Source organism: Desulfomicrobium aestuarii (assembly GCF_055385525.1).
In genome coordinates this window covers 3,266,591-3,293,582 of record NZ_AP042427.1, presented here as the reverse complement: position 1 = coordinate 3,293,582, position 26,992 = coordinate 3,266,591, and the positions used below count along the sequence as shown (strand labels likewise).

At 63.8% G+C, this 26,992-nt stretch carries 18 protein-coding genes; 10 read left to right on the top strand and 8 right to left on the bottom strand.

The window, feature by feature from the left end; translation table 11 throughout:
• Window positions 1-58 precede the first annotated feature (58 nt).
• Together ACZ5AC_RS15190 and ACZ5AC_RS15185 are read left to right on the top strand one after the other, a co-directional pair.
• Window positions 59-2,899 carry an insulinase family protein gene (locus ACZ5AC_RS15190; RefSeq protein WP_464248414.1) on the top strand — a complete coding sequence of 947 codons (2,841 nt, stop codon included), beginning with the start codon at window positions 59-61 and terminating at the stop codon, window positions 2,897-2,899.
• A 37-nt stretch (window positions 2,900-2,936) separates the two neighbouring features.
• The gene (locus tag ACZ5AC_RS15185; protein WP_464248413.1) at window positions 2,937-4,037 is read left to right on the top strand and encodes a radical SAM protein; all 1,101 of its coding nucleotides are present in this window, start codon (window positions 2,937-2,939) and stop codon (window positions 4,035-4,037) included.
• A 9-nt stretch (window positions 4,038-4,046) separates the two neighbouring features.
• Here the strand turns inward: ACZ5AC_RS15185 and ACZ5AC_RS15180 are convergent, their stop codons facing one another.
• The 3 genes from ACZ5AC_RS15180 to ACZ5AC_RS15170 form a co-directional block, all read right to left on the bottom strand.
• A complete protein-coding gene (locus ACZ5AC_RS15180) occupies window positions 4,047-5,222 on the bottom strand; it encodes a transporter substrate-binding domain-containing protein (RefSeq protein ID WP_464248412.1) in 1,176 nt (391 codons plus the stop codon).
• Window positions 5,223-5,353: 131 nt separating this feature from the next.
• Complete coding sequence (locus ACZ5AC_RS15175; RefSeq protein ID WP_464248411.1) at window positions 5,354-8,566, bottom strand: efflux RND transporter permease subunit; 3,213 nt, start codon at window positions 8,564-8,566, stop codon at window positions 5,354-5,356.
• Between the two features lie 2 nt (window positions 8,567-8,568).
• Window positions 8,569-9,741, bottom strand: coding sequence for an efflux RND transporter periplasmic adaptor subunit (locus ACZ5AC_RS15170; protein ID WP_464248410.1), 1,173 nt, complete (start codon window positions 9,739-9,741; stop codon window positions 8,569-8,571).
• A gap of 469 nt (window positions 9,742-10,210) precedes the next feature.
• Here ACZ5AC_RS15170 and ACZ5AC_RS15165 point away from each other — a divergent pair, with 469 nt between their 5' ends.
• Genes ACZ5AC_RS15165 through ACZ5AC_RS15155 form a run of 3 tightly spaced genes read left to right on the top strand, consistent with a single transcriptional unit; the run spans window position 10,211 to window position 14,648 of the window.
• Entirely contained in the window at window positions 10,211-11,557 is a 1,347-nt protein-coding gene (locus ACZ5AC_RS15165) for a DUF4123 domain-containing protein (RefSeq protein ID WP_464250618.1), read from the top strand.
• Window positions 11,554-12,492 (top strand): hypothetical protein, encoded by a 939-nt coding sequence (locus tag ACZ5AC_RS15160; RefSeq protein ID WP_464248409.1) that lies wholly within the window; start codon window positions 11,554-11,556, stop codon window positions 12,490-12,492. The genes ACZ5AC_RS15165 and ACZ5AC_RS15160 overlap by 4 nt, the downstream gene beginning before the upstream one ends.
• A gap of 20 nt (window positions 12,493-12,512) precedes the next feature.
• Entirely contained in the window at window positions 12,513-14,648 is a 2,136-nt protein-coding gene (locus ACZ5AC_RS15155) for a lipase family protein (protein WP_464248408.1), read from the top strand.
• A gap of 158 nt (window positions 14,649-14,806) precedes the next feature.
• On the opposite strand, the gene ACZ5AC_RS15150 is transcribed toward ACZ5AC_RS15155, so the two are convergent.
• The 3 genes from ACZ5AC_RS15150 to ACZ5AC_RS15140 are packed head-to-tail and all read right to left on the bottom strand — an operon-like array spanning window position 14,807 to window position 17,040.
• Window positions 14,807-15,997 carry an aminotransferase-like domain-containing protein gene (locus ACZ5AC_RS15150; protein WP_464248407.1) on the bottom strand — a complete coding sequence of 397 codons (1,191 nt, stop codon included), beginning with the start codon at window positions 15,995-15,997 and terminating at the stop codon, window positions 14,807-14,809.
• 18 nt (window positions 15,998-16,015) lie between these two features.
• Entirely contained in the window at window positions 16,016-16,342 is a 327-nt protein-coding gene (locus ACZ5AC_RS15145) for an AzlD domain-containing protein (protein ID WP_464248406.1), read from the bottom strand.
• A complete protein-coding gene (locus tag ACZ5AC_RS15140) occupies window positions 16,318-17,040 on the bottom strand; it encodes an AzlC family ABC transporter permease (protein ID WP_464248405.1) in 723 nt (240 codons plus the stop codon). The genes ACZ5AC_RS15145 and ACZ5AC_RS15140 overlap by 25 nt, the downstream gene beginning before the upstream one ends.
• 591 nt (window positions 17,041-17,631) lie before the next feature.
• Here ACZ5AC_RS15140 and ACZ5AC_RS15135 point away from each other — a divergent pair.
• Together ACZ5AC_RS15135 and ACZ5AC_RS15130 are read left to right on the top strand one after the other, a co-directional pair.
• Entirely contained in the window at window positions 17,632-19,062 is a 1,431-nt protein-coding gene (locus ACZ5AC_RS15135; RefSeq protein ID WP_464248404.1) for an aminotransferase-like domain-containing protein, read from the top strand.
• Between the two features lie 57 nt (window positions 19,063-19,119).
• Window positions 19,120-20,418, top strand: a complete 1,299-nt coding sequence (locus ACZ5AC_RS15130) for a radical SAM/SPASM family putative metalloenzyme maturase (RefSeq protein WP_464248403.1) — start codon at window positions 19,120-19,122, stop codon at window positions 20,416-20,418.
• A 52-nt stretch (window positions 20,419-20,470) separates the two neighbouring features.
• On the opposite strand, the gene ACZ5AC_RS15125 is transcribed toward ACZ5AC_RS15130, so the two are convergent.
• Together ACZ5AC_RS15125 and ACZ5AC_RS15120 are read right to left on the bottom strand one after the other, a co-directional pair.
• Window positions 20,471-20,812, bottom strand: coding sequence for a P-II family nitrogen regulator (locus tag ACZ5AC_RS15125; RefSeq protein WP_464248402.1), 342 nt, complete (start codon window positions 20,810-20,812; stop codon window positions 20,471-20,473).
• Between the two features lie 11 nt (window positions 20,813-20,823).
• The gene (locus ACZ5AC_RS15120; protein WP_464248401.1) at window positions 20,824-22,206 is read right to left on the bottom strand and encodes an ammonium transporter; all 1,383 of its coding nucleotides are present in this window, start codon (window positions 22,204-22,206) and stop codon (window positions 20,824-20,826) included.
• A gap of 656 nt (window positions 22,207-22,862) precedes the next feature.
• Between ACZ5AC_RS15120 and ACZ5AC_RS15115 the strand changes: the two genes are divergently transcribed.
• Genes ACZ5AC_RS15115 through ACZ5AC_RS15105 form a run of 3 tightly spaced genes read left to right on the top strand, consistent with a single transcriptional unit; the run spans window position 22,863 to window position 26,988 of the window.
• Window positions 22,863-24,080: an ammonium transporter gene (locus ACZ5AC_RS15115; protein WP_464248400.1), complete on the top strand. Its 1,218-nt coding sequence runs from the start codon at window positions 22,863-22,865 to the stop codon at window positions 24,078-24,080.
• Between the two features lie 22 nt (window positions 24,081-24,102).
• Window positions 24,103-24,441, top strand: coding sequence for a P-II family nitrogen regulator (locus ACZ5AC_RS15110; RefSeq protein WP_464248399.1), 339 nt, complete (start codon window positions 24,103-24,105; stop codon window positions 24,439-24,441).
• Between the two features lie 36 nt (window positions 24,442-24,477).
• Window positions 24,478-26,988, top strand: coding sequence for a [protein-PII] uridylyltransferase family protein (locus tag ACZ5AC_RS15105; protein WP_464248398.1), 2,511 nt, complete (start codon window positions 24,478-24,480; stop codon window positions 26,986-26,988).
• Window positions 26,989-26,992: the final 4 nt, after the last annotated feature.

Genomic DNA, 26,992 nt, shown 5'->3' with positions numbered 1-26,992 from the left:
GGGCTCGTCGCGCGAGGCGGCGACGCCCATTCTACACACGACCACCCGAGGTGCAGCCATGCCCATAATCCGCTTTGTCATTCTCTTTCTGCTCGTCGCGACCCAGGCCCTGGCGGCCCAGGTGCGCGTCTCCGACACCGATTACCGCGCCTACAGGGCCCTGACCCTGGACACGGGCCTCACGGTCCTGCTGGTGCACGACGAACGGGCCTCCAAGGCCGCCGCCGCCCTGGCCCTGCCCGTGGGCAGCCTCGACGACCCCGACTCCCAGCCGGGCCTGGCCCATTACCTGGAACACATGCTCTTCCTGGGCTCCGAGTCCTATCCCGGGGCCGAGGAGTACCAGTCCTTCATCACCAGAAACGGCGGACAGACCAACGCGGCCACGGGCTACACCTCCACGACTTACATGATGGAGGTCGACACCCCAGCCTTCCCCGAGGCCCTGCGCCGCATGGCCGACACCCTGGCCAGGCCCAGGCTCGACCCGGTCTACGCCGACAAGGAACGAAACGCCGTCAACGCCGAGATGGAGTCCAAGAAGCACAGCGACGGCCGCAGGCTGGCCATGCTGACCCTTTCGACTCTCAACCCGGCCCACCCGGCCACGCGCTTCACAGGCGGCAACCTCGAAACCCTGTCCGACAAGCCGGGCAGCCGCCTGCACGACGAACTGGTGCGCTTCCACCACACCTGGTACTCGGCCAACCTGATGAAGGGCGTGCTTTACGGGCCCCAGAGCCTGGACGAACTGGAGCGTCTGGCCCGGGCCGAGCTGGCCGTCATCCCCGACCGGGGGGCGCAGGTGCGCGAGCCCTCGGTCCCGCCGGTCACGGACGGCGAGCGCGGCGTGATCTTCGGCGTGCGTCCCGTGCGCGAAACCCGCAGCATGACCATCGAGTTCGTGCTTCCCAAAAAGTTCGACGACCCGTCCACCAAGCCCCTGCAGGTCGCGGCCGCGGTGCTCGGCACCGAGACGGACAATTCCCTGGTGGCGAACCTGCGCGGCCGAGGTCTCGTCCTGGGGCTTTCCGCCGGCGGGGACTCGACGTCCCTGCGCAACGGCGTGACAATGTCCCTCTTCCTGCAGCTGACGGAGGAAGGCGACCGGCGGCGCGACGAGATTCTGGCCACGGTCTTCGCCTATCTCGACATGCTGCGGTCCAGGGGCATCGGGCAGGAGTACGTCGAACAGCTGGGGAACATGATGTCCATGGAGTTCCGCTTCGCGCCCCTGACCAGCGGCTTCGACTACGTGGCCGAGGCCGCGGGAGTCATGCTCCGCCACCCGGTGGAGGACGTCAATTACGGGCCCTACAGGCTGGACTCCTATGACGCCGCGGCGGTCGGGGAACTGGTGGGGATGCTCACGCCGGCCAACTCCCGCATCTTTCATGTGGGACCGGACCAGCCGACGGACCGGGAGGCCTTCTTTTATCAGACGCCCTACAGCGTGCGCCCCGTCGCCGCGGCCGACACGGCGCGTTGGGCGGAGCTTGGGCACGGCGTGAAACTGGCCCTGCCGGACCTCAACCCCTTCGTTCCCGACGATTTCTCCCTGGTGCTGCGCGACGGCGGCAAGGGCCCCCGCAAGCTGGCCGACAGGCCCGGGCTGACGGTTTGGCAGGGCCTGTCGCAGTTCCGGCGCGAGCCCCGGGCCATCCTCATGGCCAGGCTGCAGTCGGCGCACATCGCCAGTACCCTGGAGCAGACGGCCATGCAGGGCGTGCTCCTGGAACTCTGGGGCCAGAAGCAGGCCGGCCTGCGCTACCAGGCCCAGGAGGCGGGGCTGGGACTTTCGCTTTCCGGCGACGAGGGCATCGTCATCCGCATCGAAGGCTTCAGCCAGCATCAGGCCGACCTGCTGCCCCGCGTGCTCGGTTTCCTGAACCAGGAGGTCACGGCCGAAGATTTCGAACTGGCCAGGGCCGAACAGCTCAGAAGCCTGGCCAACATGGAGAAGCAGGGGCCCTTCGGCCAGGCCATGGGCGCCATGCGCGGGCTCCTCAAGGTCCCGTCCTGGGACCACAGGGCAGTGGAGGGGGCGGTCAGGGGCGTGACCCTTGACGATCTGAAGACCTACATGGCCGCCGTGCGCCGCGACCTGCGCTTCACGGTCTTCGGCTTCGGCAACGTCACGCAGGGTGATGTGCTGGCCATGGCGGACTCCGTCGCGCCCTTCATCGGGCCGGAAGCCGGCAAGCCGGCCGAGGCCGCGCGCATCCTGCCCGCGCAGGGCGTCGTGGCCGACTACCGGCGGGACAGCGTGCTGGAGGACAGCGCCCTGGTCGAAATGTTCCTCGACCCGGCCGTGGGCCCCGAGTCCAGGTCGCGCTTGCTCCTGCTCGAGGGCCTGCTGTCCACGCGGTTCTACAGCAGGCTGCGCACCGAGGAGCAGCTCGGCTACGTGGCCACGAGCTTCCCGGTCATGTTCGCCCACGGGGCGGGCATCGGCTTCGGCGTGCAGAGCCCCGTGGCCGGCACCGCCGACCTGGCGGACCGCTTCGAGTCCTTCTACTTCAAGGCCCTGACGCAGCTGCGCGGTGTGAGCGAGAGCGAGTTCGAGAGCGTGCGCCAGGGCGTGCTGGCTTCCCTGACCAAGACCCCGGACACCCTGGACGAGGAATTCGGCTGGTACGAGACGGACCTGCGCCTGGGCAACGCCGCTTTCGACGGGCTGCAGCGGCTTACGGCCGCCGTGGGAACGGCGACGCTGGGGGAAGTGGTCCGCGCCTACGAAACCCTGGTCCTGGGTCCCGGCGGCACGCGGGTCCTCGTCCAGATCCAGGGCTCGCGTTTCAGTGAGCTGGGCTGGGCCGAAAAGAAGGGCGCCGTGCAGACCCCGCGGTTCGAGGATTTCCACCGGGTCATGGGCATGCAGCGCTATCGGGGGCTGTAAGGTTCCGATTGCCGCGGCGGCGGAGTGAAGGGGGCGTATGGCGGTATCCAGGAAGGAAATCATCGGAATGCAGAGGGCGGGCGGCCCGGAAGGCGGCACGGCCGCAGCGGCCCCGGCCGACCGGGTCGGGTTCTGGGCCGGGCTGAAGGACGCCCTGGGCCTGCGCAGGCGGCTTGTGGGCGTGGCGCAGGTCGAGGTGACGTCTGTCTGCCCGAACAGGTGCGGTTATTGCCCGCGCACGGCCCAGGGGGAACACTGGAAGTCCCGCCATATGCAGCCCGGCACCTTCTCCCGGCTCCGGCCCCTGTTCCGTGAGTCCGGGCGGGTGCACCTGCAAGGGTGGGGGGAGCCGTTGGAGCATCCGGATTTTCTGGACATGGTCGCCGAGGCGCGCGAGGCGGGCTGCAGCGTCTCTACCACCACGTCGGGCCGGCGCATGACTCGGGACCTGGCCGAAGCGCTGGTCGAAAGCGGGCTCGATGTCATCGCCTTCTCCCTGGCCGGAACAACTGGCGGGACCAACGACAGCCTCCGCGCCGGGACGCCTTTCGAGAGGGTGCTGGAATCAATCCGGGTCCTGCAGGAGGTGCGGCGAGGGAGGGGCGGCGTGCATCTGGAAATCCACATCGCCTACCTGCTCCTGGCCAGCCGTATCGGCGACATCGGCCGCCTGCCGGGCCTGATGCAGGAACTGGGCGTCCACGCCACGGTGGTCAGCATCCTGGACGGTAGCCTCGTTCCGGGCTGGCGCGGAGAGTGCTTCGACCCGGAAGAGCGGGATAAGGTTGTCGAAGCGCGCGGTGCGCTCGAAGCCGCCGCCGCACAGGCGCGGAGCCTCGGCCTCGATTTTCACTTTTCCCTGCCGGAACCCGCGCCCACGGGGAGCTGTTTCGAAGACGCCGAACGCAACGTGTTCATCGACGCTGAAGGCAACATGGCCCCCTGCGTCCATCTCAACCTGCCGACCACCCTGGACGACCCGCGCCGCCGGGTTTTCGGCTCCTGCCTGACGGGCGACCCGATGGCCGTCTGGAACTCTGAGCCCTTTGCAGCCTTCCGAGCAGCCCTGGCTGCGGGTTGTCCCGACATTTCGTGCTTGAACTGCCTGAAGCGCTTCACCCGCGGCAATAATTCCTGAAAATGCGAGTCACTGGATGTAGCGGTTGCCAAGCTCGGTCCACCGTTGCGTTTTCATCAGCGACAGCAGCGCCTTGTTGATCGGTTTCCTGAGCGTGCTGTTTTGCTGCAGCGCGATGCTCACGAAATATTCGTCGTAGGTTCCCGGCAGAACCTGAATTCGACCGGGATAATCCCTTTTGGCCAGATGCTTGAGGATCTGTTCGTTCAGGACGAACGCGTCGATCCTGCCGCTCGTCAAGGCCTCCATGCCTTCCGGAACGCTTGCGCAGGAGACGACGGCCACTCCTTGCCGGGTCAGATAATCAAACCCTTCCGAGCCTGGTATGGACCCTGTCCGCACCTTGTAGAGGTCCCCAAAGCCGCGGACTTTTCCTTTCAGTTCGCTGATGGTCAGCGTTGTCGTTATGCTGGCCGTGAAGACTGCGATGAAAACGATCGAGAAGATCATCCAGACAAGGGCCACGATTCGTCCGCCAAGGGTTTTGGGGGCCAGATCCCCATAGCCCACGGTGCTCATCGTGACCATGGCCCACCAGATGCCGTGGCCGATTCCCTTGACATGCCCGCCCCCGAACATCTCGCTGTTCCTGACGTTCTCCAGGCGCCAGACGATGACCCCGGCAACGGTCGACAACGCCATCAGGAAGGCGATCGCCTTCAGGGAGTGGAAGGAAAAGATGGCCTCGAAAATGCGTCGCCAGGCGTATTCCACCTCTTCCGCCGGTACGGCGATGGCGAGCCCCGACTTGAGATACGACTGGCTGAAGTCCATCACGGTCTCGAGCCCTTCGCGTACAGGCAGCGATGGGATGGCGTCGATTGTCCGTTGTTTCAGAGCCTCCAGCATCGGTTCCAGAGTGTGGAATTCCTGAAATTCAAAGGTGACTCCCATGCGCGCGGCCACATCCTGCCAAAGCTCGACGCTGTATCCCTCCCACCGGCCGTCGGCGGTTTTCATGGAGAGGGGCGCGAGGTTGATGACGCCCACGCGCACCGCCCGGGATGTCGCGTTGTCGTTTTGGGATAAGGCCATTGCGGGGGAAAGGAGCAAAAAACAGAGGCAGAGCAGCGCAAAGCATTTCGCCATGGATCGATTTACGCCCGGAATTCGGGGAGTGGAGGGATATTTGCCATGAAGCCGGCTGGTAGTGGCCGCCAGCGGCAAGCTCGATGAGTTCCCCATGTCTCGTTCCTCCCGATGGCTGGCATTTGCTCGAAACGTAGCCCAGGACCGGCGCAAAGCACAAGCGCGGGCATGCTCCTTGGCATCCCCATCGCAACACGATCGCCTCACAACCGGGAGTCAGGGTCGCGTTACCGCCGCTGATCCAGATAATACATCACGGGCACGACCATCCTCGAAAAGAGCGTCGCCGCCACTTCCCCGGCCAGGAGCGAGATGGCCAGGCCCTGGAAGATGGGGTCGAAAAGGATGACGAAGGCCCCGGCCACCACGGACAGGGCCGTCAGGACCATGGGCCGGAAGCGCACGGCCCCGGCCTCGACCACGGCGTCCTCCAGGGTCGCGCCCTGCTCGCGGCGCATGACGATGAAGTCCACCAGGATGATGGAGTTGCGCACCACGATACCCGCCCCGGCGATGAAGCCGATCATGGACGTGGCCGTGAAGAAGGCGCCGGTAACGGCGTGGGCCGGGATGATGCCGATGAGCGAGAGCGGGATGGGGATCATGATGGCCAGCGGGGTGGTGTAGGACCCGAACCAGCCCACCACCAGGATGGCGATGAGCACCAGGACCACGGCGAAGGCCACGCCCATGTCCCGGAAGACCTCGTAAGTGATCTGCCATTCCCCGTCCCATTTCATGGCGATGTCGTGGGTCGTTTCGGGCCCGGCGGTATAGAGGCGCCTGAGCACCCGCGTGTCGCCGGCCTGCCACGCACCCCGGCCCGTCGCCGCCAGTTCGTCCAGTGCCTTGTCCACGCGGGCCATGCCGTAGACCGGGCTTTCCTCGTTGCCGGCCATGTCGGCCGTGACGTAGACCACGGGCAGCATGTTCTTGTGGTAGATGAAGCCGGGCGTTACGGCTTCGCTCAAGGCCGCGACCTGTCCCAGAGAAACCATGCCGCTCTCGCCTCGCACGGGAAGGGTTTCCAGGTCGGCCGGGGCCGAGCGCCTGGCCAGGGGCAGACGGACCACGATGGGCACGTCCTCGCGGGCCGTCGGGTCGTGTAGGATGCCGGCCTGCACGCCAGCCACCGAAGCGGCCAGGACCTGCCGCGCCCGGTCGGGGCTGACGCCGCTCTGCAGGGCCTTGTCCGGGTCCAGGCGCACGCGCGTCTCGGGCCGCGGGTCGTTCACGAACCAGTCCACGTCCACCACGCTCGGCGTTTCCGAGAATATGTCCTTGACCTGTCGGGCCACGGCCAGCCTGCTCTCGGGCGTGGGCCCGTAAATCTCGGCCACCAGGGTCTGCAGCACGGGCGGCCCGGGCGGCACCTCCACCACCTTGATCCTCGCCCCGTGCGCCTTGGCCGCAGGGGCCACGAGTTCGCGTACCCTTCCGGCGATCTCGTGGCTCGACGCGACCCGGTCGCCGCGGCCCACCAGGTTGACCTGGATCTGGGCCACGTTCGGCCCTCGCCGCAGGTAGTAGTGGCGGACCAGGCCGTTGAAGGAGAAGGGCGCGGCCGTGCCGACGTAGAGCTGCACGTCCGTGACCTCGGGCTGCTCCAGGACGCGGCGCGACAGGGCCTCGGCCGCCGCGGCCGTTGATTCGAGGCTCGTGCCGTCGGGCATGTCCACGACGATCTCGAACTCGCTCTTGTTGTCGAAGGGCAGCATCTTCACGAGCACGGCCTTCAGCGGGAAGAGGGACACGGCCAGGGCCAGCAGCCCGGCCACGGCGGCCAGGAAGGTCCAGCGGAAGGCCGGGCGCTCGATGAGGTGGCGCATGAGCCAGACGTAACCGCGGGTGAAGGGGTCGTCGTGGGTTTCGGGCTCGTGCCCGTCCGAGGGTTTCAGCACCCGCCGGGCCAGCCAGGGCGTGATGACGAAGGCCACGGCCATGGACAGGAGCATGGCCATGCTCGCGCCGACCGGCATGGGCCGCATGTACGGCCCCATGAGCCCGCCGACGAAGGCCATGGGCATGATGGCCGCGATGACCGTGAAGGTGGCCAGGACCAGGGGCGCGCGCACCTCGCTCACGGCCTCGATGATGACCTGGGTGAAGGGGCGGCCGGCCGAGCCTGGCAGGCGTACGTGGCGCACGATGTTTTCCACGTCGACGATGGGGTCGTCTACGAGGATGCCGATGCAGAAGATGAGGGCGAAGAGGGTGACCCGGTTCAGGGTGTAGCCCATGAGCCAGTAGGTGGCGAGCGTCACGGCCAGGGTCACGGGCACGGCGACCATGACCACGGCGCTGGCCCTGTGCCCCAGGAAATAGGCCACGATGGCGCCTACGGACAGGGCCGCTATGGCCAGGTGCAGGAGCAGTTCGTCGGACTTGTGCTTGGCCGTCTCGCCGTAGTCGCGCACGATGACGGCCTGGATGTCGTCCGGGATGACGGTTCCGCGCAGGCTCTCGATGGTCTGCATGGCCTTGCGGCAGAGGTCCGTGGCGTTGATGCCGGGCCGCTTGGCCACGGTCAGGGTCACGGCGGGCTGGAGCCGGCCCGCTTCCGCCCGGACGCCCTTGGCGTCGGCCCGCGGGCCCGGCGCGAAGAGCACGTAGTCCTCGGGTTCGGCCGTGGCGTCGCGCACCTCGGCCACGCTGCCCAGGGTCACGGGCCGGCCGTCGCGCACGGCCACGACCGTGGCGGAAACGTCGGCCGCCGTGCGCAGGGCGTTGTCCAGGCGCACCTGCCTCGACGCCCCGGCGCGGGTCATGAGCCCGCTCTGGTCGGCCTGATTCTGGCCCGCGATGGCCCCGGCCACGTCCACGCTGTCCAGGTTCAGGGCGCGCAGGCGCTCGGGGCTGACGTCCACGGTCAGGGCGCGTCTGCGCCCGCCCGTGACCGCCACCTCCGACACGCCCGGCAGGGCCCGCAGGCTTTCGGCCGCCTCGGCCGCGACCATGCGCAGGGTGCGGCCGTCGTGGGCCTCGCCGATGAAGGCCACGGCCAGGACGGGCACGTCGTCGATGGAGCGGGGCTTTAAAATCGGCTGGGAACAGCCCGGCGGAATCCAGTCCAGGTGCTGGTACAGCTTGCTGTAGGCCTTTATGAGGCTCTTCTCCACATCCTCGCCGACCAGAAAGCGCACGATCGTCAGGGCCTCGCCGTCCATGCAGGTCGAATAGACGTACTCCACGCCGGGAATCTCCCACAGGAGCTTTTCCATGGGCCCCACGACGCGTTTTTCGATCTCCTCGGGCATGGCGCCGGGCATCCGCACCATGATGTCGATCATGGGCACGATGATCTGCGGCTCCTCCTCGCTCGGGGTGCGCAGCACGGCGAAGACGCCCAGGAAGATGGAGAAGGCGACGATGAGCGGCACGAGCTTGGAGTCGACGAAGCCGGCCGTGAGACGCGTCAGGAAGTCGTGGTTGTGGGACATGGTCAGCCCCGCACCAGACGGTCGCCTTCGCGCGCCACGTCCGGCGCGTCCGTGACCACCTCGTCTCCGGGTGCCAGGCCCGAGAGCACCTCCACCAGACCCCCTGCCGGCATCGCTTCGGGCCGGTCCGTCCCGGTCTGCAGAATGAAGGTCTGGCCCTCGATGTCGGCCTTCTGGTAGACCCCGCCGGTCTTGACCAGGCGCAGGCGCAGCACGGAATCCTCATCCACGATGAGGGCCGTGGTCAGCTCGCCGCGACGTCGGATGCAGGACTCCGGCACCAGGAGCTTGGGCCCTTCGGCCACGGGCACGCAGATCTTGCCGAACATGCCGGGTCGCGGCGTCTCGTCAAGGGCCGCCTTGACGCGGAAGGAGCGGCTCGCGGGGTCCACCTGGCCGATCACGGCCGACAGTCTGGTCAGGAAGGGGGCCGGAGACAGGGCCGGGATGAGTGCGACCACGGTCATGCCCGTCTCGACGCGGCCCAGGAGTGTTTCGTCGGCTTGGGCCACCAGCTCGAAGCCGCTCGTCAGGTCATCGACCTCGGCCAGGGGGGAGCCTGCCTGTACGAAGGCGCCCAAGTCCACGTGACGCCGGCTCAGCACTCCGGTCAGGGGTGAGGTCACGGTGCTGTACTGCATGAGGGCCCGAATCTCCGCGCCCTGGAAACCGGCTGCCGAAGACTGGGCGGCCATGGCCTTCTCCTGGCTGGCCAGCGCTTCGTACTCGGCCCGGGCGCGGTCCACGTCGTCGCGGCTCACGGCATTCTGGTCCAGAAGCTTCTGCATGCGGTCCAGGCTTACCTTGGCCTGGGCCTTGCGCGCGGCCAGGGCCTTGGACTCCAGACCGGCCTGGCCGGCCGAGGAACGAACGCTCTGCTCCCGCTGGCGCAGCTCCGCGTCGTCGATGCGCAGGATGGGCTGTCCCGCCTGCAGGGCGTCGCCTTCCCGGGCCAGGACCTCGACCACGGTGCCGCTTAGTTTGCTGGCCAGGGTCACGCTGTTGCGCGACTGGACCTGGCCGGGGAGGCTGACGCACTCCCGGGCATCGGTCAGGGCCAGGCGCAGGGTGCCGGCCTTGATGTCGCGGAGTTCGGGCTGCTTTGGGGCTTCCTGGCTGCAGGCGGCGAGCAGCAGGGTGGCCAGGACCAGAAGTGGACGGACGTAAGGATGCATGACGGGCTCCCCAGGACGAAAATGTGTCGTCCTGCATGTATACCCTGCAGGACGCGGAATTCAAACACGTTTCGCCGGCATTCCCATCTCGACCGCGCTTATCGGAAATTGCCCCGCACCTGTTCGCGTCCTGGCCATGCGCACGTGTGACGAACGCGCCCTCCGGGCGCCTATGCCGTAAATGTTCCGGCCTGTCGCTGATTCCTTGTCTCCAGATTCCTCCCGCACAGCGTGCGCATGTCCCCGAATATCCCTAACGTCGCGATGCTGGCACAATGGGCTGAAAACTTGTGCCGCGCACGGCACAGGGAGGTTCAATGAGGCATCCGGCAGCAGAGAGCCCGTGGTTCACGTTCGAGACTGCGGCCGCAAGCGGCTTCAGGGTCTATGCCTTCTCCGGCTTTGAGGAAGCGCATCGCGCCTACGAGTTCGAGATCGAACTCGTCCACGATCTGGACAACAAGGTACAATTCCACAGGGACCGACTGGGGGGCGCGAAGAGAACACCACCTGCTGGATCCGCGCCTCCCAGGGCTGGGCCGGAGGGCAGTTCGGTACCATGGCCATCCCCCGCCTCGGCCAGGAGGTGCTGGTCACCTTCCTGGAGGGCGCCCCGGACCGGCCCGTCATCACGGGCCGAGTCTTCAATTCCCGCAACCCGGTCCCGTACCCTCTTCCGGAACACAAGACGAGAACGGTCTTCAAGTCCATGTCCACGCCGGGAAGGGAAGGCGAGCTGCGCGGATTCAACGAGCTGCGCATCGAGGACAAGAAAGGCCGGGAAGAGATCTGCGCTCACGCTATCCAACCGAACCTGCATGCCTTTGTGTATCTCATGCGCGACATCCCCGAAGGAGGAATGAACATGCCGGACAACAGCGCCATCCGCAATTTCCGCAAACTCGCGTCGTCCGACCTTACCGCCGCGTTCACCGACGCCCGGCATCGCGGTCTGCACATTGACGCCATTGTCGCCGTCGATGCGACCCCGCAGATGCTTGAGGACTATTTTTCTTGGAAGGGTGCCGATGCCTTTCATCCCGTGCTGCAAGATACGCCGTACGCATCGCTTTGGGCTTCGATGCCTTACCTGAGTCGAATTGGGGCGGGTTCCAGACTCGAAACCCATCTCCTTGCCGAGCATTCTGCCTGGGGATTTTTTGCCGTCACGGCGGCAAGCGAGCAGACGCATTGCGGCCACTGGCGGAGCCTGTGCGAAGTCCTTCTGCCTTCGGGCAAGAAATCGTTCTTCAGGTTCCAGGACCCCGGTGCGTTGGAAAAGATGCTGCCGACCTTCAGCGACCAGGAACTGGGCTGGTTTCTCGGGCCTGCCGCGCGCCTGTTCATCCCCATCCGCAATCATGACGGGGAGCGGGCGTGGCTGGATGTCCCGAGCCCGGTCCTGTCCGGGCGCACGGAGCGCGAGTTGGCGGACTTACACCGGCTGGCGAAGGGCAGGCCCTGGTGGGAGGTGCGGGAGGAGCATCTGGGGGGCCTGTCGCAGGAAAACCGGGCGGCTCTCGTCTACAACCTTTCCCAGGATCTCAAGGAAAACTCGCCCGTTACGGCAGCGCTGACTGCGGAGCATTACGGCTCGCTGGACGCGGCTGTCGGTGAATATGTGGATGCGGCCATGAGATACGGTTTTGCCGATGAAACGCACATATTCATCTTCCTGCGTCTGTGCCTGACCATGCCCTTCGGCGCCCAGAACGACAGCGTTGTCAGGGACGCCATGCTGGACGCCTCGCAGGATCCCGTCTCGGCCCTCGATCAACTCCGCATGCTGGTTCAGTTGAAGGGGGAGTCACGATGATCACGCGAACCAGGATCTGCCTGACGGTGCTTGGGCTCCTTCTCCTGGCCTTCCTGTTCGACACCCAACTGATCGTGCTGCGCGACGACGGCATGTTCACCCTGCACTACAATGTGCCCGACGAGATGAGGGGCAAAATGTATGCGGGGGCGTCGTGGTACAGTGACTCCTTCATGTGTCGGCACCTGAGCTTCGGTTCGGGAAGGCTCGAAGGCACTGAATACGGAGACGCATTCGATAACGTGGAGCAGACACCAGGGGAGTGGGTTTCTCACATTCCTACCAAGGTATGGCATCCCTTCTGTACCTGGGAATTCGGGCAGTTGACTATCGGTATGGATGCCAATGAAGAGAGGACACGATTTTATGATTTGGCGTATGCCTATCTTCTTGAGGAAACAAAGTCAGATTTCGAAAATCCAGCCAAGCAGAAAGACTTTCAAGATGGTCAAAACGAGGCGTTTCTTGTTTGTGATATTTCCGAGTTCGATTCTGAAAAGATATTTCCGGACAAAAATTATGTCGAACAAAGGCGATCATATGAATGCAACAATCCAAAAGCTCAAGGCCAAACTCATATGTCTGCAACTCCATATGTTGCTCTATATTTAAGAGATTCTGGGAAAATTAATATTAATTTTTCGAGAAATAAAATTTTATACATTACAAGGAATTACTATGAAAATAATAAATCATTTATTTATTCTTATAATAAGAATATTAATTTCAAAGATAATGAAATAATTTATATTGATACATCATTAACAGAAAATATCTTTTGGAAGATAAAGAAAGTGCATGATTCATACGTATTAATCTTGGTTAATACTGGGTTAAAGGAAAAAAATCAAACATCGGTCACAATAACTCCAGAACAACTCAGCTATCTTGCCTCTGACGACGTGTGGGCGTTGCCGGATTTTCTTCAACAGTGAATAGATGAGGAGGATGCATCATGCAGATTGCCCCAATTCGATGTTTTGAAAGACGCTGCCTGCGGCTCAGGATTGTTGATTTCGAAAACACGCCCATCACCGACCTGGTCCACCCCGAGCCCGGTGAAGAGGTTGGGGATCTGCAGATCGTGGCTTACAACGCTGCAGGCGAGCCTCTTGGCGAGCATGTCTATGCCAAGGGTTCTCAAGCCATCGACCTGTGTCGGATGGACCGGGGGTGGGCCTATCTGGAATTCAAGCCCCTTCCGCGGGCCAGGCCCCACGACTACCCTGGAGACGAGGAATGGGACCAGCTGACCCTGGCCGCGGACATCATCGCTCACAAGGCCCTCAAGGCCTCGGCCGTCAACGGCCAGCGTCCTAACCAACAGGCGCTGCCCGAGGATCTTCGTGCCGACTGGACCTACCAACGCGTCAGCCACGGCGCTCTCAACCTGCCCCGGAGAGTGGACCGGATCGAGGACAGGACGGAGGAAACCCGGCCCAAGCAGCGCTGTGCCTTTCGCTTTCTTTTGGCGGAACAGGAGCGTCGCTGTCCGAAATGCCGCAACCTCCAGACAGCTTATCTGCTCGAGCTTGCTCCGCTTTTTTGCTGGATACCCGCTCTGGTCTCGTCCCGGGTCGGCGCCGCCGCCGATGACTGGGACAGCATCACCGCGAACAATCTGGCGGCGTTTTCCGCCCTTGCCTACGCGGACCCAGACACTAGGAGCAAATCCGGACTGCCGGACGGCGAGAGGGCTCCATATGACCAAACCGTTCTGTACACCTTGGACAATCTCCGCACCCAACGCGTCAGGCCGTACAGGGTCGCCGCGGATTGGATGGACATGGTGCTGCATGAGATGCCTTATTCCTGGCACTATCATGACATGCAACTCATCGGCCCAAAATCCAGAAGTAAAAACCCTACTGAAAGTCAGGCCGTTATGGCCACAAATAGGGACACCATCCTCATTGCCGTGCGCGGAACCGAGGGGCCGATCAGTCACGACATGATTCTGAACAGCAAATTCTTCATGCAACCCTGTCCGGGAACGCTTGCGAGCACTGGCTCGGCGCACCATGGTTTTTTGCAATCCTTCGAGTATCTGTGGCCAGTCATTGAGGAATATTGCAAAAAACACCGTAAAAATTCTGGGGACGAGATCAAAAGAATCTTTCTGACCGGCCACAGCCTCGGCGGTGCCGTGGCCACACTGTTAGCCTGTGCTCTTTGCTTTGAATTCAAGGACAGCCCGGTCACCCTCTACACCTTTGCCAGCCCCCGCGTCGGCGACACCGAATTCGCCAATCGCTGGAACCACCTGTTGCCGCACCTGCGCCATGTGTTCCGCAACGACATCATCCCCGCCGTCCCTCCGGCGGCCCTGGGCTTCCGCCATTTCGGGCATCTGCGGCAGATGAGCCTCGTGAAATACCAGTCGGAAGCATACCCGTGGATAGGCGATTACGGGTTGCATCAGATCGAAAGCGTCATTGACCGAAGGCGCCGTTACACGGGCGACAACGCCCCGTGGGGACCGGCGGAGATGACGGGATACGAGACCACGGAAAACGGCTTCCCCGAAGTATTCGAGAAAGAGATGCGAAGAACTCTCAGACCACTGAGCGGTCTCATCGATCTGGCCGGCATCCGTTTTCATTCCATGGCCGGGAAATACGTCCCCTTTCTCCAGCAGGAACTGCGGCAGCGTTACGAATACGCCCGTTCAGGAGGCCTCCTGCTGTCACGTTACATCCCTGCCCACAAGCTGGACCGGAATGACGAATTCAACCAGGAGCTGCTGGTCTACATGCGGCCCGTAACCATGGCCGAGCTGCTGGACCGGCATGTTTCGGAACTCGTCCCCCGGCGGGCTCTGGAGGATGAAATCGCAAGGTTCTGTCGCGACACGGGCCGACTGAACGAAATGGCCCGACAGGAGAAGGACGTTGAGACGAGAGAGAACGAAGTCCGCAGGGCCCGGCGGATTGAGACCCCGCTGGATGTTTCAAGGCTGCTGGAGATGAAAGAGGGGCTGTCCTCCGGATACCTTCAGGCAGCATGCGAGGCGGAATCGAAGAGGACGCTGGAAATGGCCGATGAATTCATGCGGCAATGCGTGACGCAGGAAAATTCAGAATTTGCATAGTGGACGCAGCGTGTCGTGTGCCTTGGAAACGAGGAGGTTGCGTCATCAGTATTGACGAAAGCTCGTAACCGCCTTGAAGCCTGAGGAGCTAAGGGAAAAATACAGGCCCCGGTCCACGTTCTGGTCCGGGGCCTGTTTTGCGTGGCAGGGCAGGCGTCCTAGGAGGCGTTCAGGAAATCCTTCATGCACCGGCAAAGGCGGGCGATGCCTGCGTCGATGGTCGCCTCGGAAGCGTTGGAGAAGTTCAGGCGCAGGGTGTCCTGACCCGTGCCGTCGGTGTAGAAGGGCATGCCGGGCACGAAGGCCACCTTCTGCTCGATGGCCAGGTTGAATAGGTCCATGCACGAACCCTTGCCCGCCGGCAGGGTGACCCAGGAGAACATGCCGCCTTCGGGCCGGGTGAAGGACACTCCGGCCGGAGCCTCGCGCTCCAGGGCCGCGACCATGGCCTTGGCCTGGGCGCCGTAGCGCTCCGTGATCTTGGCGATATGGTCGTCGATGGAGTGGCGCTTGAGGTATTCGCTGATGATGAACTGGTTGAAGGTCGAGGAGTGCAGGTCCGCGGCCTGCTTGGCCTTGACCGCCAGGCGGATGATTTCGGGCGGCGCGACCATCCAGCCCAGACGGAAGCCCGGCACCGTGATCTTGGAGAAGGAGCCGAGCATGATGCTGCGGCCTTTGGTGTAGGCGAAGAGCGGCTTGTGGTGTTCGCCCGAGAAGCGCAGTTCGCCGTAGGGGTCGTCCTCGATGAAGACGGTCTCGGGGTATTTGCGCAGCAGCGCGCCCAGGGCCTCGCGCTTGGCTTTGGAATAGGTCAGCCCCGAGGGATTCTGGAAGTTGGGCACGGCGTAGAAGAGCTTGGGACGGCCCGTGGCCAGCAGCCTTTCGGCCTGTTCCAGGTTTGGGCCGTCCTCCTCCAGGTCCACGGTCACAAAGCGCGGCTCGAACATGGTGAAGGCCTGGATGGTGCCCAGGTAGCTCGGCCGCTCCAGGATGACCTCGTCGCCGTTCTCGATGAAGAGCTTGCCCAGGAGGTCAAGGCACTGCTGGGAACCGGTGGTGATGAGCACCTGGTCCGGGTGCACGCTCACGCCCCTGCGCTCGTAGCGGGCCGCGATCCAGGCGCGCAGCTCGGCGTGGCCTTCGGTGGTGGAGTACTGCAGGGCGCGGGCGCCGGCCGTGGCCAGGGTTTCGCGGGCGGCCTCCTGCAGGGCCTCGATGGGGAAGAGGCTCGGGTTCGGCAGGCCGCCGGCGAACGAGATGATGCTCGGGTCCTGGGTGACTTTCAGGATCTCGCGGATGAACGATTTCGGCGTGTTCTGGATGCGGTTGGTGAAACGGAAGCTCATGAGGGCTCCTTGCGGGGTTCAGGTAAAAAAGAGTCGGCCCAGGGCCACGCAGCCCATGCCTGTGACCACGGCTCCGACGAAGCTCCTCGTTTTCCAGCAGACGAGGAAGGTCGGGAGCGCCGCCCACAGGAAGATGTTCTGGAAGGAAAAATCAAGGATTTTTTCCGGGGCCACCAGCGAAGGCAGCAACATGGCCGAAAGGACCGCCACGGGGATGAACCCCAGCCAGCGGATGACGGGCTCCGGCAGGGTCCGCCGCGCCAGGGCCAGGACCGGCAGGGCGCGGGGGATGTAGGTCACGGCCATCATGCCGAGGATGGTCAGGAAGATCGTCTGCTGGTCCATGCGTGCACTCCGAGGCCGATGGTGGCGGCGATGATGGTTGCGGCCAGGACGTGGCTCTGGCCGAGGCCCGCGAACATGAGTGCCGTGGACAGGAGGCCGGCGGCCACGGCCACGAGGAGGTGCTGCCGGGATTTGAGCTGCCCAAGCAGCAGGGCGATGAACATGGCCGGCAGGGCGTAGTCCAGGCCGATGGGCCGGATGTCGGTGATGAGGGTGCTGGCCGCCAGCCCCAGGACCGTGCCTCCGACCCAGGCGCTCTGGGCGATGACGTTGATGCCGTACGTTTCGGTCGGCCCGGTCTCGCCCTTGGCGAAGCGGTTCGCGTGCAGGGCGAAGGTCTCGTCCGTCATCTGGTAGGCGAAGAGGGCCAGCCGGGTCTTGCTCCAGGCGCGCAGGAACGGGGCCAGGGCCGCGGACATGAGCAGGTGGCGCAGGTTGACGACGAAGGTCGTGGCCACCACGGCCAGGGGTGCTGCGCCCGAGGCGAAGAGGCCCACGGCGATGAGCTGGGCCGAGCCGGCGAAGACCAGGACGCTCATGAGAATGGTGTTCAGGCCCGACAGGCCGGATTTCTGGGCCAGGACGCCGTAGGCGAAGCCCACGGGCACGTAGCCCAGGATGATGGGCAAGGCCTGCCGGAAGGCCGAAGCCAGGGGGGATTCGGCGGGGTCGGTGGTGGAAAGGGTGGCGCTGTTCATAATCGATTATCCTCGTGAGACCAACCTAGCCAAAAACTGTTTGCGGTACAGATACAGTTTGCATAAATTTCGACCATAACAGATTGGGGGCTGATCGGCTGAGAGGTGTGCAGGGAAGCGAAGAAACGGAGAGATGAAGAGAAGAGGTGCTTCGACCGGGGATTCGGCGGGTGTCGGGGGCGGCGCCCCGCCGGAACTTCCTCGCCGGCCTCGTAGAGACGAACCATTGCGTGCACGTCCACGCGCCGGAGCTTCGTCCGGCGGGCAATGGTTCGTCAAACGATGCCTGGCTCGGTCGGACAGCCGACGGGCCGCCGCCCCCGACACCCGCCAAACCCTGCGGCAGGGTGGGTGGAAGGGAAGATGGAAAGGCATGGATTCCCGCCTTCGCGGGAATGACGTCCAGCAGGGCGCTGATGTTGTTTTTTTCCGCTCAAGGGGGGGGCTTAAGGCACTGAATCGGTGTCATTCCCGCGAAGGCGGGAATCCATGCCTTTGATTGTATCTAGCGCAGCTTCAGGAGATTCGGACACTGCGCTGAAAGACAGCCTCGTCGGAGGCAGAACGCGAGTCACTTGCGAGGACACGGCCATGGAAGATTTCAGATACCGTCAGATCGAGCAGAACCTCATGCAGCAGATCGCCTCGGGCACTCTCGGGCCGGGGGCGCGGCTGCCTTCCCTGCGCCATGTCAGCCTGCGCAGCCGAGTGGCCGTCAGTACGGTGCTGCAGGCCTACGCCGAGCTGGAGCGCAAAGGGGTCATCGAGTCGCGGCCGCGGTCCGGGTTCTTCGTGCGCCGCGACGTGCAGGAGCTGCCGCCCACTCCGCGTGCGCCGCGGCCCGTGCTGCGCCCCCACACCATCAACCGCAGCGAGCTCATTTCCTCGGTGCTCGAGACCGTGGGCGACCGCGAGCTTCTGCCCCTGGGCATCAACTGCCCGTCCGAGGAGCTGCTGCCGTACCGCGAGCTGGCCAAGGTCGCGGCCCGGCTGTCGCGGGAGGACCCCAAGCGGCAGGTGGCGTACCTGCCCGTGGAGGGAAGTCCGGAGCTGCGGCGTCAGCTGTCCCTGCGCGCTGCCCAGGCCGGCCTGGACGTTCGGCCCGAGGAGATCATCATCACCTGCGGCGCCCTGGAGGCCCTGCACGTGGCCGTGCGCAGCCTGGTCCGGCCCGGCGACAACGTGCTCATCCAGGCCCCGTCCTATTTCTGCTTCCAGCAGCTCCTGGAGAACCAGGGCGTGCGCTCCATCGAGATCCCGTCGCACCCGCGCCACGGCGTGCAGCCCGCCGACGTGGAGCGGGCACTGGGGCGCTTCGACATCCGGGCCTGCATCTTCACGCCCAATTTCAACAACCCCGACGGCTCCCTGACCCCCGACGAGGCCAAGGCCGAGATCGTCAGGCTCCTGGCGGCCCGCGGCATCCCCCTCATCGAGGACGACGTGGCCGGGGACCTGCACTTCGGGCCGACACGCCCCTCGGTGTTCAAGATGCACGACCAGGCCGGGCTCGTGGTTCTGTGCTCGTCCTTCTCCAAGACGCTGTGCCCGGGCTACCGCATCGGCTGGATCATGCCCGGCCGCTTCTACCGAGAGGCCTACGAGGTCAAGGCCACGACCAACGTCTGCTCGGCCACCCTGACCCAGGAGACCGTGGCTGCCTACCTGCGCGAGGGGCGCTACGACCGCCACCTGCGCGCCCTGCGCCGCACCCTGCGCGAGCAGACCCAGGCCATGCAGCTTCAAGTCAGCCGCACCTTTCCCGAAGGCACTCGCGTCAGCCGGCCCGAAGGGGGGGGCGTGCTGTGGGTCGAGCTGCCGCGGGGGGTCGACTCGGTGGAACTCATGTACCGGGCCCGGGAGGAGGGCATCAGTATCGCACCCGGCACCATCTTTTCCACTCAGGACCGATTTTCGGGCCATGTGCGCCTCAACTGCGGCAACCCGTGGTCCGACGAGGTGGCCCGGGGCATCGAACGGCTGGGGGCCTTGGTGCATGGGATGGTGTCCGGAGACGCGTGAGCACCTGTGTCATTTTGGGCTATTGACGCTGCCCCGACGGTGTTCAATGAAGCTCCCATGCAACCGACGTTATCCGCCCCCCGCAAGCTCTACGTGGAGCTCGCAACCCTGTGCAACCTGCGCTGCGCCATGTGCGTCAAGCACTCGACCGGCTGGGAGTGCGCCGACGCCCTCATTGACCGCCGGACCTTCGAGGCCCTGGACCCGGTTTTTCCCCACCTCGACACCCTGAACATGAATGGTGTGGGTGAATCCATGCTCCACCCGGAGTTGGCGTCGTTCATCGCCTTCGCCAGGGCCAGGGTTCCGCAGGACTGTTCCATCGGATTCCAGTCCAACGGGATGCTGCTGACGCCGCTTCTGGCCGACCGGCTCATGGGCGCAGGCCTCGACCGCATCTGCTTTTCCGTGGACTCGCCGGACCCGGACGAGCTCGGGCGGTTCAGGGCGGGCTCGGAGCTCGGCCGCGTGGCCCGCGCTTTCGCCATGATGCGCGAAGCCGCCGCACGTCCGGGGTCCCGCCCCCTGTCCCTGGGCGCCCAGACCGTGGTCAACGCCCAGACCCATGCCGCGCTGCCGGACATGGTGGCCTGGTGCGCGGACCGTGATGCCGAATTTGTCATCGTTTCCCACGTCCTGCCCTACAACCCGGCCGATGCGGACCAGAGCCTCTACGTGTCCGTGTCCCGGCGCTGCCTGGATTTCTATCACGAGTGGGAAAAGGTCTTCGATGCCGAAGGGCTGGACGTCTCGCACTCGTACCAGGCCTTCTACGCCGTGTTCCGCACACCGCAGCAGCAACGCCAGGTGGACATCATCCTGGCCATGAAGGAGGAGGCCCAGCGCCGGGGTCTGCAGTTCAGCCTGCCCAACGTCATGCGCGTTGATTTCGACAGGATGGAGCGGGTGCGCGAGTCCTTTGCCCGCGCCGCCGAGATGGCCCGGCAGAGGGGCGTGCGCCTGGACCTGCCGGAGATTTCGGCCCGCGAGCCGCGCGAGTGCCCCTTCGTCGGCGAGCCGAGCCTGTTCGTGGCCTGCGACGGGGCCCTGGCGCCGTGCTATTTCCTCTGGCACAGCTATTCGGCCTGGCCCGCGGGGCAGGAGATACGCGTGCGCCAGCGCCGTTTCGGATCGGTCCCGCAGGACGACCCCGTTGCGGTCTGGAATGGGGAGCCCTTTACGCGTTTTCGCGACGAGGCCCGCAAAGAGGAGTTCGCTCGCTGCGGTGACTGCAGCGTGGCCCCGTGCGACCACGTGCAGGGCTTTCCGGGGACTTTCGAGAAGGACTGCTACGGGCAGACCGTGCCCTGCGGCATCTGCCCCTGGTCCGGCGGGGGCTTCGCCTGTCTGCAATGAAAAAGGGGAAGCCTCAGACCTCCCCTTTTTCATCGGCATTCCGGTTAGTTGTCTAGCCCATGGCGGCCGGTCCGGTCTCCTGGGTGCGGATGCGGATTGCGGCCGCGCATTCCAGGACAAAGATGACGCCGTCCCCTTCCTTGCCTGTCCGCGCTCCGGCGCTGATGGCTTCCACGGCCTGCTCGACGTAATCGTCGTTGACTCCAATCTCCAGGCGGACCTTCTTGAGCAGGTTCACTTCCATGACCACGCCGCGGTAGGTTTCGGTAAATCCTTTCTGGCGTCCGCTGCCGAGCACGTTGGTGACGGACATGTTGTAGATCTTCTTGGTGTACAGTTCTTGCTTGACCGCGTTCAGGCTCTCGGGCCGGATATATGCGATGACGAGTTTCATGGTGTTCCCCCTTATTCGTTGGTGAAGATCTGGAAGCCGTTATAGGACTCCATGCCGTGTTCGGTGATGTCGAGACCCTTGAGCTCTTCTTCTGGAGTGACGCGGATGCCGATGGTCACCTTGAGGATGTAGAAGAGAGCAAGGCCGCTGCCGAAGGCCCATGCAAAGACAGCGGCCGCGCCGATGATCTGGGTCACCAGCAGGTCGGTGCCGCCGCCGTAGAGCAGGCCGATGTTCGAACCGTAACCGGGGGCCGCGAAGAAGCCGACCATGATGGTGCCGAACATGCCGCAGACACCGTGCACGGAGGATGCGCCAACCGGATCGTCGATCTTGAGGACCTGGTCGATGAATTCAAGAGAGACCACGACCAGGATGCCGGCCATGAAACCGATGGCCAGAGAGCCCACGGGTGAAACTTCGTAACATCCGGCGGTGACGGCCACCAGGCCGGCGAGGGCGCCGTTCAAGGCCATGGAAGTATCCGGCTTGCCGTGCTTGATCCAGGCGTAGATCATGGCGCCAAGCACCCCCATGCAGGCGGCCAGGCTGGTGTTGACGGCGATGTAGCCGATGGTGCCGTTGACGGCGGTGGTGCTGCCTGAGTTGAATCCAAACCATGCGAACCAGAGGATGAAGACGCCAAGGCCGGCCATCGGGATGTTGTGACCGGGGATGGCCTTGGCCTTTCCGTCGGGGCTGTACTTGCCAATGCGCGGTCCGATCACCAGTGCGCCAGCCAGTGCCATCCAGCCGCCTACGGAGTGGACCACGGTGGAGCCGGCGAAATCAATGAAGCCCATGGTCTCAAGCCAGCCCTTGCCGAGATCCCCCGCGCCCCAGAGGGAGCCCCAGGCCCAGTGGCCGGAGATGGGGTAGATCACGGCGGAGACCACTACACTGACAATGATATAGGCTGAAAATTTGGTCCGTTCGGCAACGCCGCCGGAGATGATGGTTGCGGCGGTGGCTGCGAAGACGGATTGGAAGAACCAGAACGTCAGGTTCCACATGCCCGCATCGCTGGCGGGATCGTTCCCGGCGAGGAGGAATCCGCTTGATCCGATGAAGCCGCCAATGTCCTGGCCGAACATGAGGCCAAAGCCCAACAGGAAAAATGCGGGCTGTCCGGCCGCGAAATCGAGCAGGTTCTTCATCAGGATGTTGCCGGCGTTCTTGGCGCGGGCAAAGCCCATTTCTACCAGAGCGAAACCGGCCTGCATGAACATGACCAGGATGGCCGCGACCAGGGTCCACAGCAGGTTGGCGTTGGACTGGGAAAGGGCCTCGCCTTCGGCGAAAGCCATGGTCGGGGTAAAGGTCGCCAGGAGTAGGGTCAGAGCCCAGACTTTCGGTCTGAGCAGTTGCGATGTCTGCGTGGTTGTCTCGTACATGATGTCCTCCGTGAGGGGTGAGTGTTGATACCCACACACAGCATGGGGGATGCCATGTTGGCTAACTGTCTGGTTTTATGGGTTTTGCCTTGCTGGGGGCGAAATCGACATTCGGTATTTGTAATTTTTTCTCAAGTTTTCTCCCGGCATTTGGGAGTTAATTCACATTAATGTATAAATATAGAATTATTGACCCGGACGAGACTATTTTCGGGGAATCTGTTTGCTGTTAGCGAATTTAGTGCTATTATTTCGAGTCATTATATTATTTTCCATTTTTGTATTACATAATTGTTCACTCCGGCGAGGATCATTCCCGGTTTTTATTGATTTCCGGCTCGGGTGGTGGAAATTTTCCGATCCCGTCTTTTGGTTTTCCGGATTTTCGGCCGCCTCTTTCTTCCATGTTGCGTTTGGACATGGAGCAGGTCGCGCTTCGGGTTACCTTCGACGACGAAAATGTGTATTTCTACATTTTGAAGCTGGATATTCAAAAGTCCGTTTGACAAAAAAAGGAATCTGGCCCTGCGGACTGCACGAAATTGTATCTGCGCGGTTCGGCGCAGCGTCTTCGCTTCGCTGTATTTGTCCGGAATAAAAGAACTTATTTCGTTGGCACCGTCCTTGCTCAATTGCGACAAAAATGGAGGTGCTTTGTGAATCCGACAGATACCGCTTTTATCATCGTCTGCGCCGCCCTGGTCATGTTCATGACCCCCGGGCTGGCCCTGTTCTATGCGGGCATGACCCGCTCCAAAAACGCCCTCGGCACCATGATGCAGAGTTTCGCCGCCATCGGCGTCATCTCCCTGGTCTGGATGTTCTGGGGCTATTCACTGTCCTTCGGCTCGGATCTGAACGGGCTCATCGGCGGGCTGGACTTCCTGGCCCTGTCCGGCGTGGGCATGCAGCCCCACGAGTCCATCGCCACGAACCTGCCGCACATGGTGTTCATGATCTTCCAGTGCATGTTCGCCATCATCACCCCGGCACTCATCACCGGCGCCTTTGCCGAGCGCATGCGCTTCTCGGCCTTCCTCATCTTCATCGTCCTGTGGTGCACGTTCGTGTACGCCCCGCTGTGCCACTGGGTCTGGGGCGGTGGCTGGATGTTCAAGATGGGCGCCCTGGACTTCGCAGGCGGAGCCGTCGTGCACATGAGTTCGGCCAGCGCAGCCCTTGCCGCGGCCCTGGTCATCGGCAAGCGCAAGGGCTGGGGCAAGCGCTCCTTCCTGCCGCACAACCTGCCCATGACCATGATCGGCACGGCCCTGCTGTGGTTCGGCTGGTTCGGCTTCAACGCCGGCAGCGCCTTGGCCGCCAACGAACTGGCCGGCAGCGCCTTCGTCACCACGCACATGGCGGCGGCTACGGCCATGCTCGCCTGGCTGTTCGTGGAATGGAAGCTCCACGGCAAGCCCACGACCCTGGGCGCAGCCTCGGGCGCCGTGGCCGGCCTGGTGGCCATCACCCCGGCGGCCGGTTTCGTCGGCATCATCCCCTCGGTGCTCATCGGCCTGGGCGCAGGCATCTTCTGCTACTTCGGCGTGAGCCTCAAATCCCGCTTCGGTTACGACGACAGTCTCGACGTGGTCGGCATCCACGGCATCGGCGGGATCTGGGGTGCGCTGGCCACGGGCCTCTTCGCCACCAAGGCGGTCAACGCCGCCGGCGCCGACGGCCTCTTCTACGGCAACCCCGGCCAGCTCTGGATTCAGTTCGTGTCCGTGGTGGCGACCTTGGCCTTTTCTTTCATCGTGACCTATGCTCTGCTGAAGATCGTCGGAGCCATCACCCCCCTGCGCGTGACCGAGGAAGAGGAAGAAGCCGGTCTGGACGTTTCTCAGCACAGCGAATCAGCCTATCAGGCCTAACGGGCAACCTTTTGGAGGAATCATGAAACGTGTGGAAATAATCACCAGGCCCTACAAGCTGGACGAGATCAAGGAAGCCCTGACGGGCATGGGCATCCAGGGCATGACCGTGACGGAGGTCAAGGGCTTCGGCCGCCAGCGAGGCCACAAGGAAGTGTACCGCGGGGCCGAGTATCAGGTCGACTTCGTATCCAAGGTCAAGATCGAGATCGTCATCGACGACGAGATCCTCGACCAGGCCCTCGACGTCATCCAGGCTGCTGCCAAGACCGGCAAGATCGGCGATGGCAAGATCTTCGTCTCGACCATCGACAACGCCATCCGCATCCGCACCGGCGAGTCCGGCGTTTCGGCCCTCTAACCACCGGGGCGGGACGTTTTCCCGCCCCTTCACTCCATGACCATCGAATCATTGCGACAGGCCCGCGATGCCTACCGCGCAGGGGAATCGGACCCGGTCCATTCCCCTGCGTGGTTTTCCCTCCAGGTCGACGCCTGGGTCCGCAGGGCCTGCGAGAACATCGCGCCCGACGTCGGCCCTTTCTTCCTTCTGGCTCTGGGGGGGTATGGCCGCGGGGAACTCTACCCCTTTTCGGACATAGACCTGCTCTTCTGCCTGCCTGAACCCAGCGAGAAGGGCGCAGCCTCTGCCGATTCGGAGGCCCTGGCCTCCGCCTTGTTCCTCCCCCTTTGGGACAGCGGCTTCGACGTGGGCCATGGGGTCAGGACGGTGTCCGAAACCATCGCCCTGGCCGGGTCGGACTACGAGGTCCTGTGCTCGCTTCTTGACGCGAGGCTGCTTTACGGAACTGCGGAGGAGTTTGAACGGTTCCGGGAGCGCGTTCAGGACGCCCTGGTGCTGCCGGTTCGCCCTGCGCTGGTCCGCTGGTTGGCCGGGCGGCACGAGGCGCGCCACCTGCGCTTCGGCGACACCTCCCACCTCCTGTCCCCGAACCTGAAAGAAGGCAGGGGAGGTCAGCGGGACCTGCAGACCATGCACTGGCTCGAAGCCGTCTGGCGCGGTAACGGGGATCATCCGCCCTTCCTGTCCGAGTCCGAGAGCCATGCTCTGGTGCAGGACGCCGCTTTCCTTTCACGCGTCAGAACGACCCTGCACCGCCTGTCCAGGCGAAAGAACGACGCCTTGCACCTCGAAATCCAGCCCGAACTGGCAAGTGTTCTCGGATATGGGCCGACGAACGGAAGGGGAGGGGTGGAGCGCTTCTTGTCGGACCTGCACAGGGTCATGTCCGAAATCAGCCTCCTGTGCCGCCTCTGTCTGGGCAAGGCCCAATCCCTGTGCGATGGAAGCGCGGAAGCCGGTGCCGACGTGGGGCTTGATTTTTCCGTTCTGGTGTCCGACCCGGCCAACATCCTGGAGCTCTTCCGGCACAGCGCGCAGACGGGCGTGCCCATCGGCTGGCAGACCCGGCGCATCATCCAGGACCGTCTCGCCGAGCTGTCCCCGGAGAGCGACTGGCCGCGGGGCATCGCCGGCCGGTTCGGGGAAATCCTGTGCGGACCGTTGGCGCCCCACGCCCTGGAGCAGATGCTCGACGTGGGCTTCCTGCGCCGCTTCCTGCCCGAGTTCGGCGACATCGAGAATCTCGTCCAGTTCGACGCCTATCACCGGCTGCCGGCCGGTCCCCATCTGGTCGAAACAGTCAGGCAGCTCGCTTACTTCGACGCCGCGCACGAGTTTCTTGGCGACGAACTGGCCGCCTTGGTCCAAGAGCCGTGCCTGCGCTGGGCGGCCTTCCTTCATGACATCGCCAAGGGCGAGGACGACCACTCCCGCAAGGGTGCGGAAGTGACCCGTGACATCCTGGCCCGCCTGGGCTTTGACGCCCCTTTCGCCGAAGAGTGCGCCTTCCTCGTCAAAAACCATCTCCTGCTCGTGCATACGGCCACGCGTCGCGACCTGGGAGAGGAGTCGGTCATCCACGGCCTGGCGGCCATTCTCGGCGACCTACGCCGCCTGCGCCTGCTGACCCTGCTGACCTGGGCCGACTCCATGGCCACGGGACCCAAGGCCTGGAACCCCTGGATCGAAAATTTGCTGCGCGAGACGTATTTCAAGACACGCCGCGTGCTCGAATACGGTTTCCTGTCCGAGGACAACCGCGTCCACCGTCTGAGCCGCCTGCGCGACTCCCTGCGCGCCCAGCGGCCGGCCCACCTTTCCGTGTCCGAGTTCGAGCACTTTCTCGGCCTCATGCCGCCGCGCTATCTGATGCAGACGAGTCCCAGGCGCATCGTCGAACACATCGATCACGTGCGAAGGTTTGCCCAGCGTCAGGATAGCGCGCCGTTTGATCTGGCATGGGAATACAAGGCGAACACGAAATCCCTTCGCCTGACCCTCATCTCCACGGACAAGCCCGGGCTTTTCGCCCGCGTCTGTTCCGCCCTCGCCCGGCACGGGCTGTCTGTCCTCGCAGCCGAACTCTGCGTCTGGGACGACAGGACCGTCGTCGACGTGTTCTGGGTCACGGAACCCCTTGATCCGCTCTACGCCGATGAGACCGTGCGGGCCTGCCATTCCACCCTCGAACGCCTTTTCCGCGACGAAGCCGAACTCGACCGGCTGCCCGTGCAGGTCACGCCGCGTCTAAAGAAGGTTTTCGCCCTGGATTCGGAGCTCGTGCACGTCCATCTCGACAACGACGCCTCGGACTTCCACACCGTCCTTTCCATCCAGGCGCCGGACGTTCCCGGGCTTCTGGCCACGGTGTCCCTTTCCCTCTATCGGCTCGGCATCGACCTCATCTTCGCCAAGATCGCCACGCAGAAGGACAAGGCCATGGACATCCTGCACATCCGCGAGGGGGGCGAGAAAATTCCCGCCGCGGAATGCGACGCCCTGGCGCGATCGCTGCGCCTGCTGATCTGCAGTCTGTACGCGTGACCGG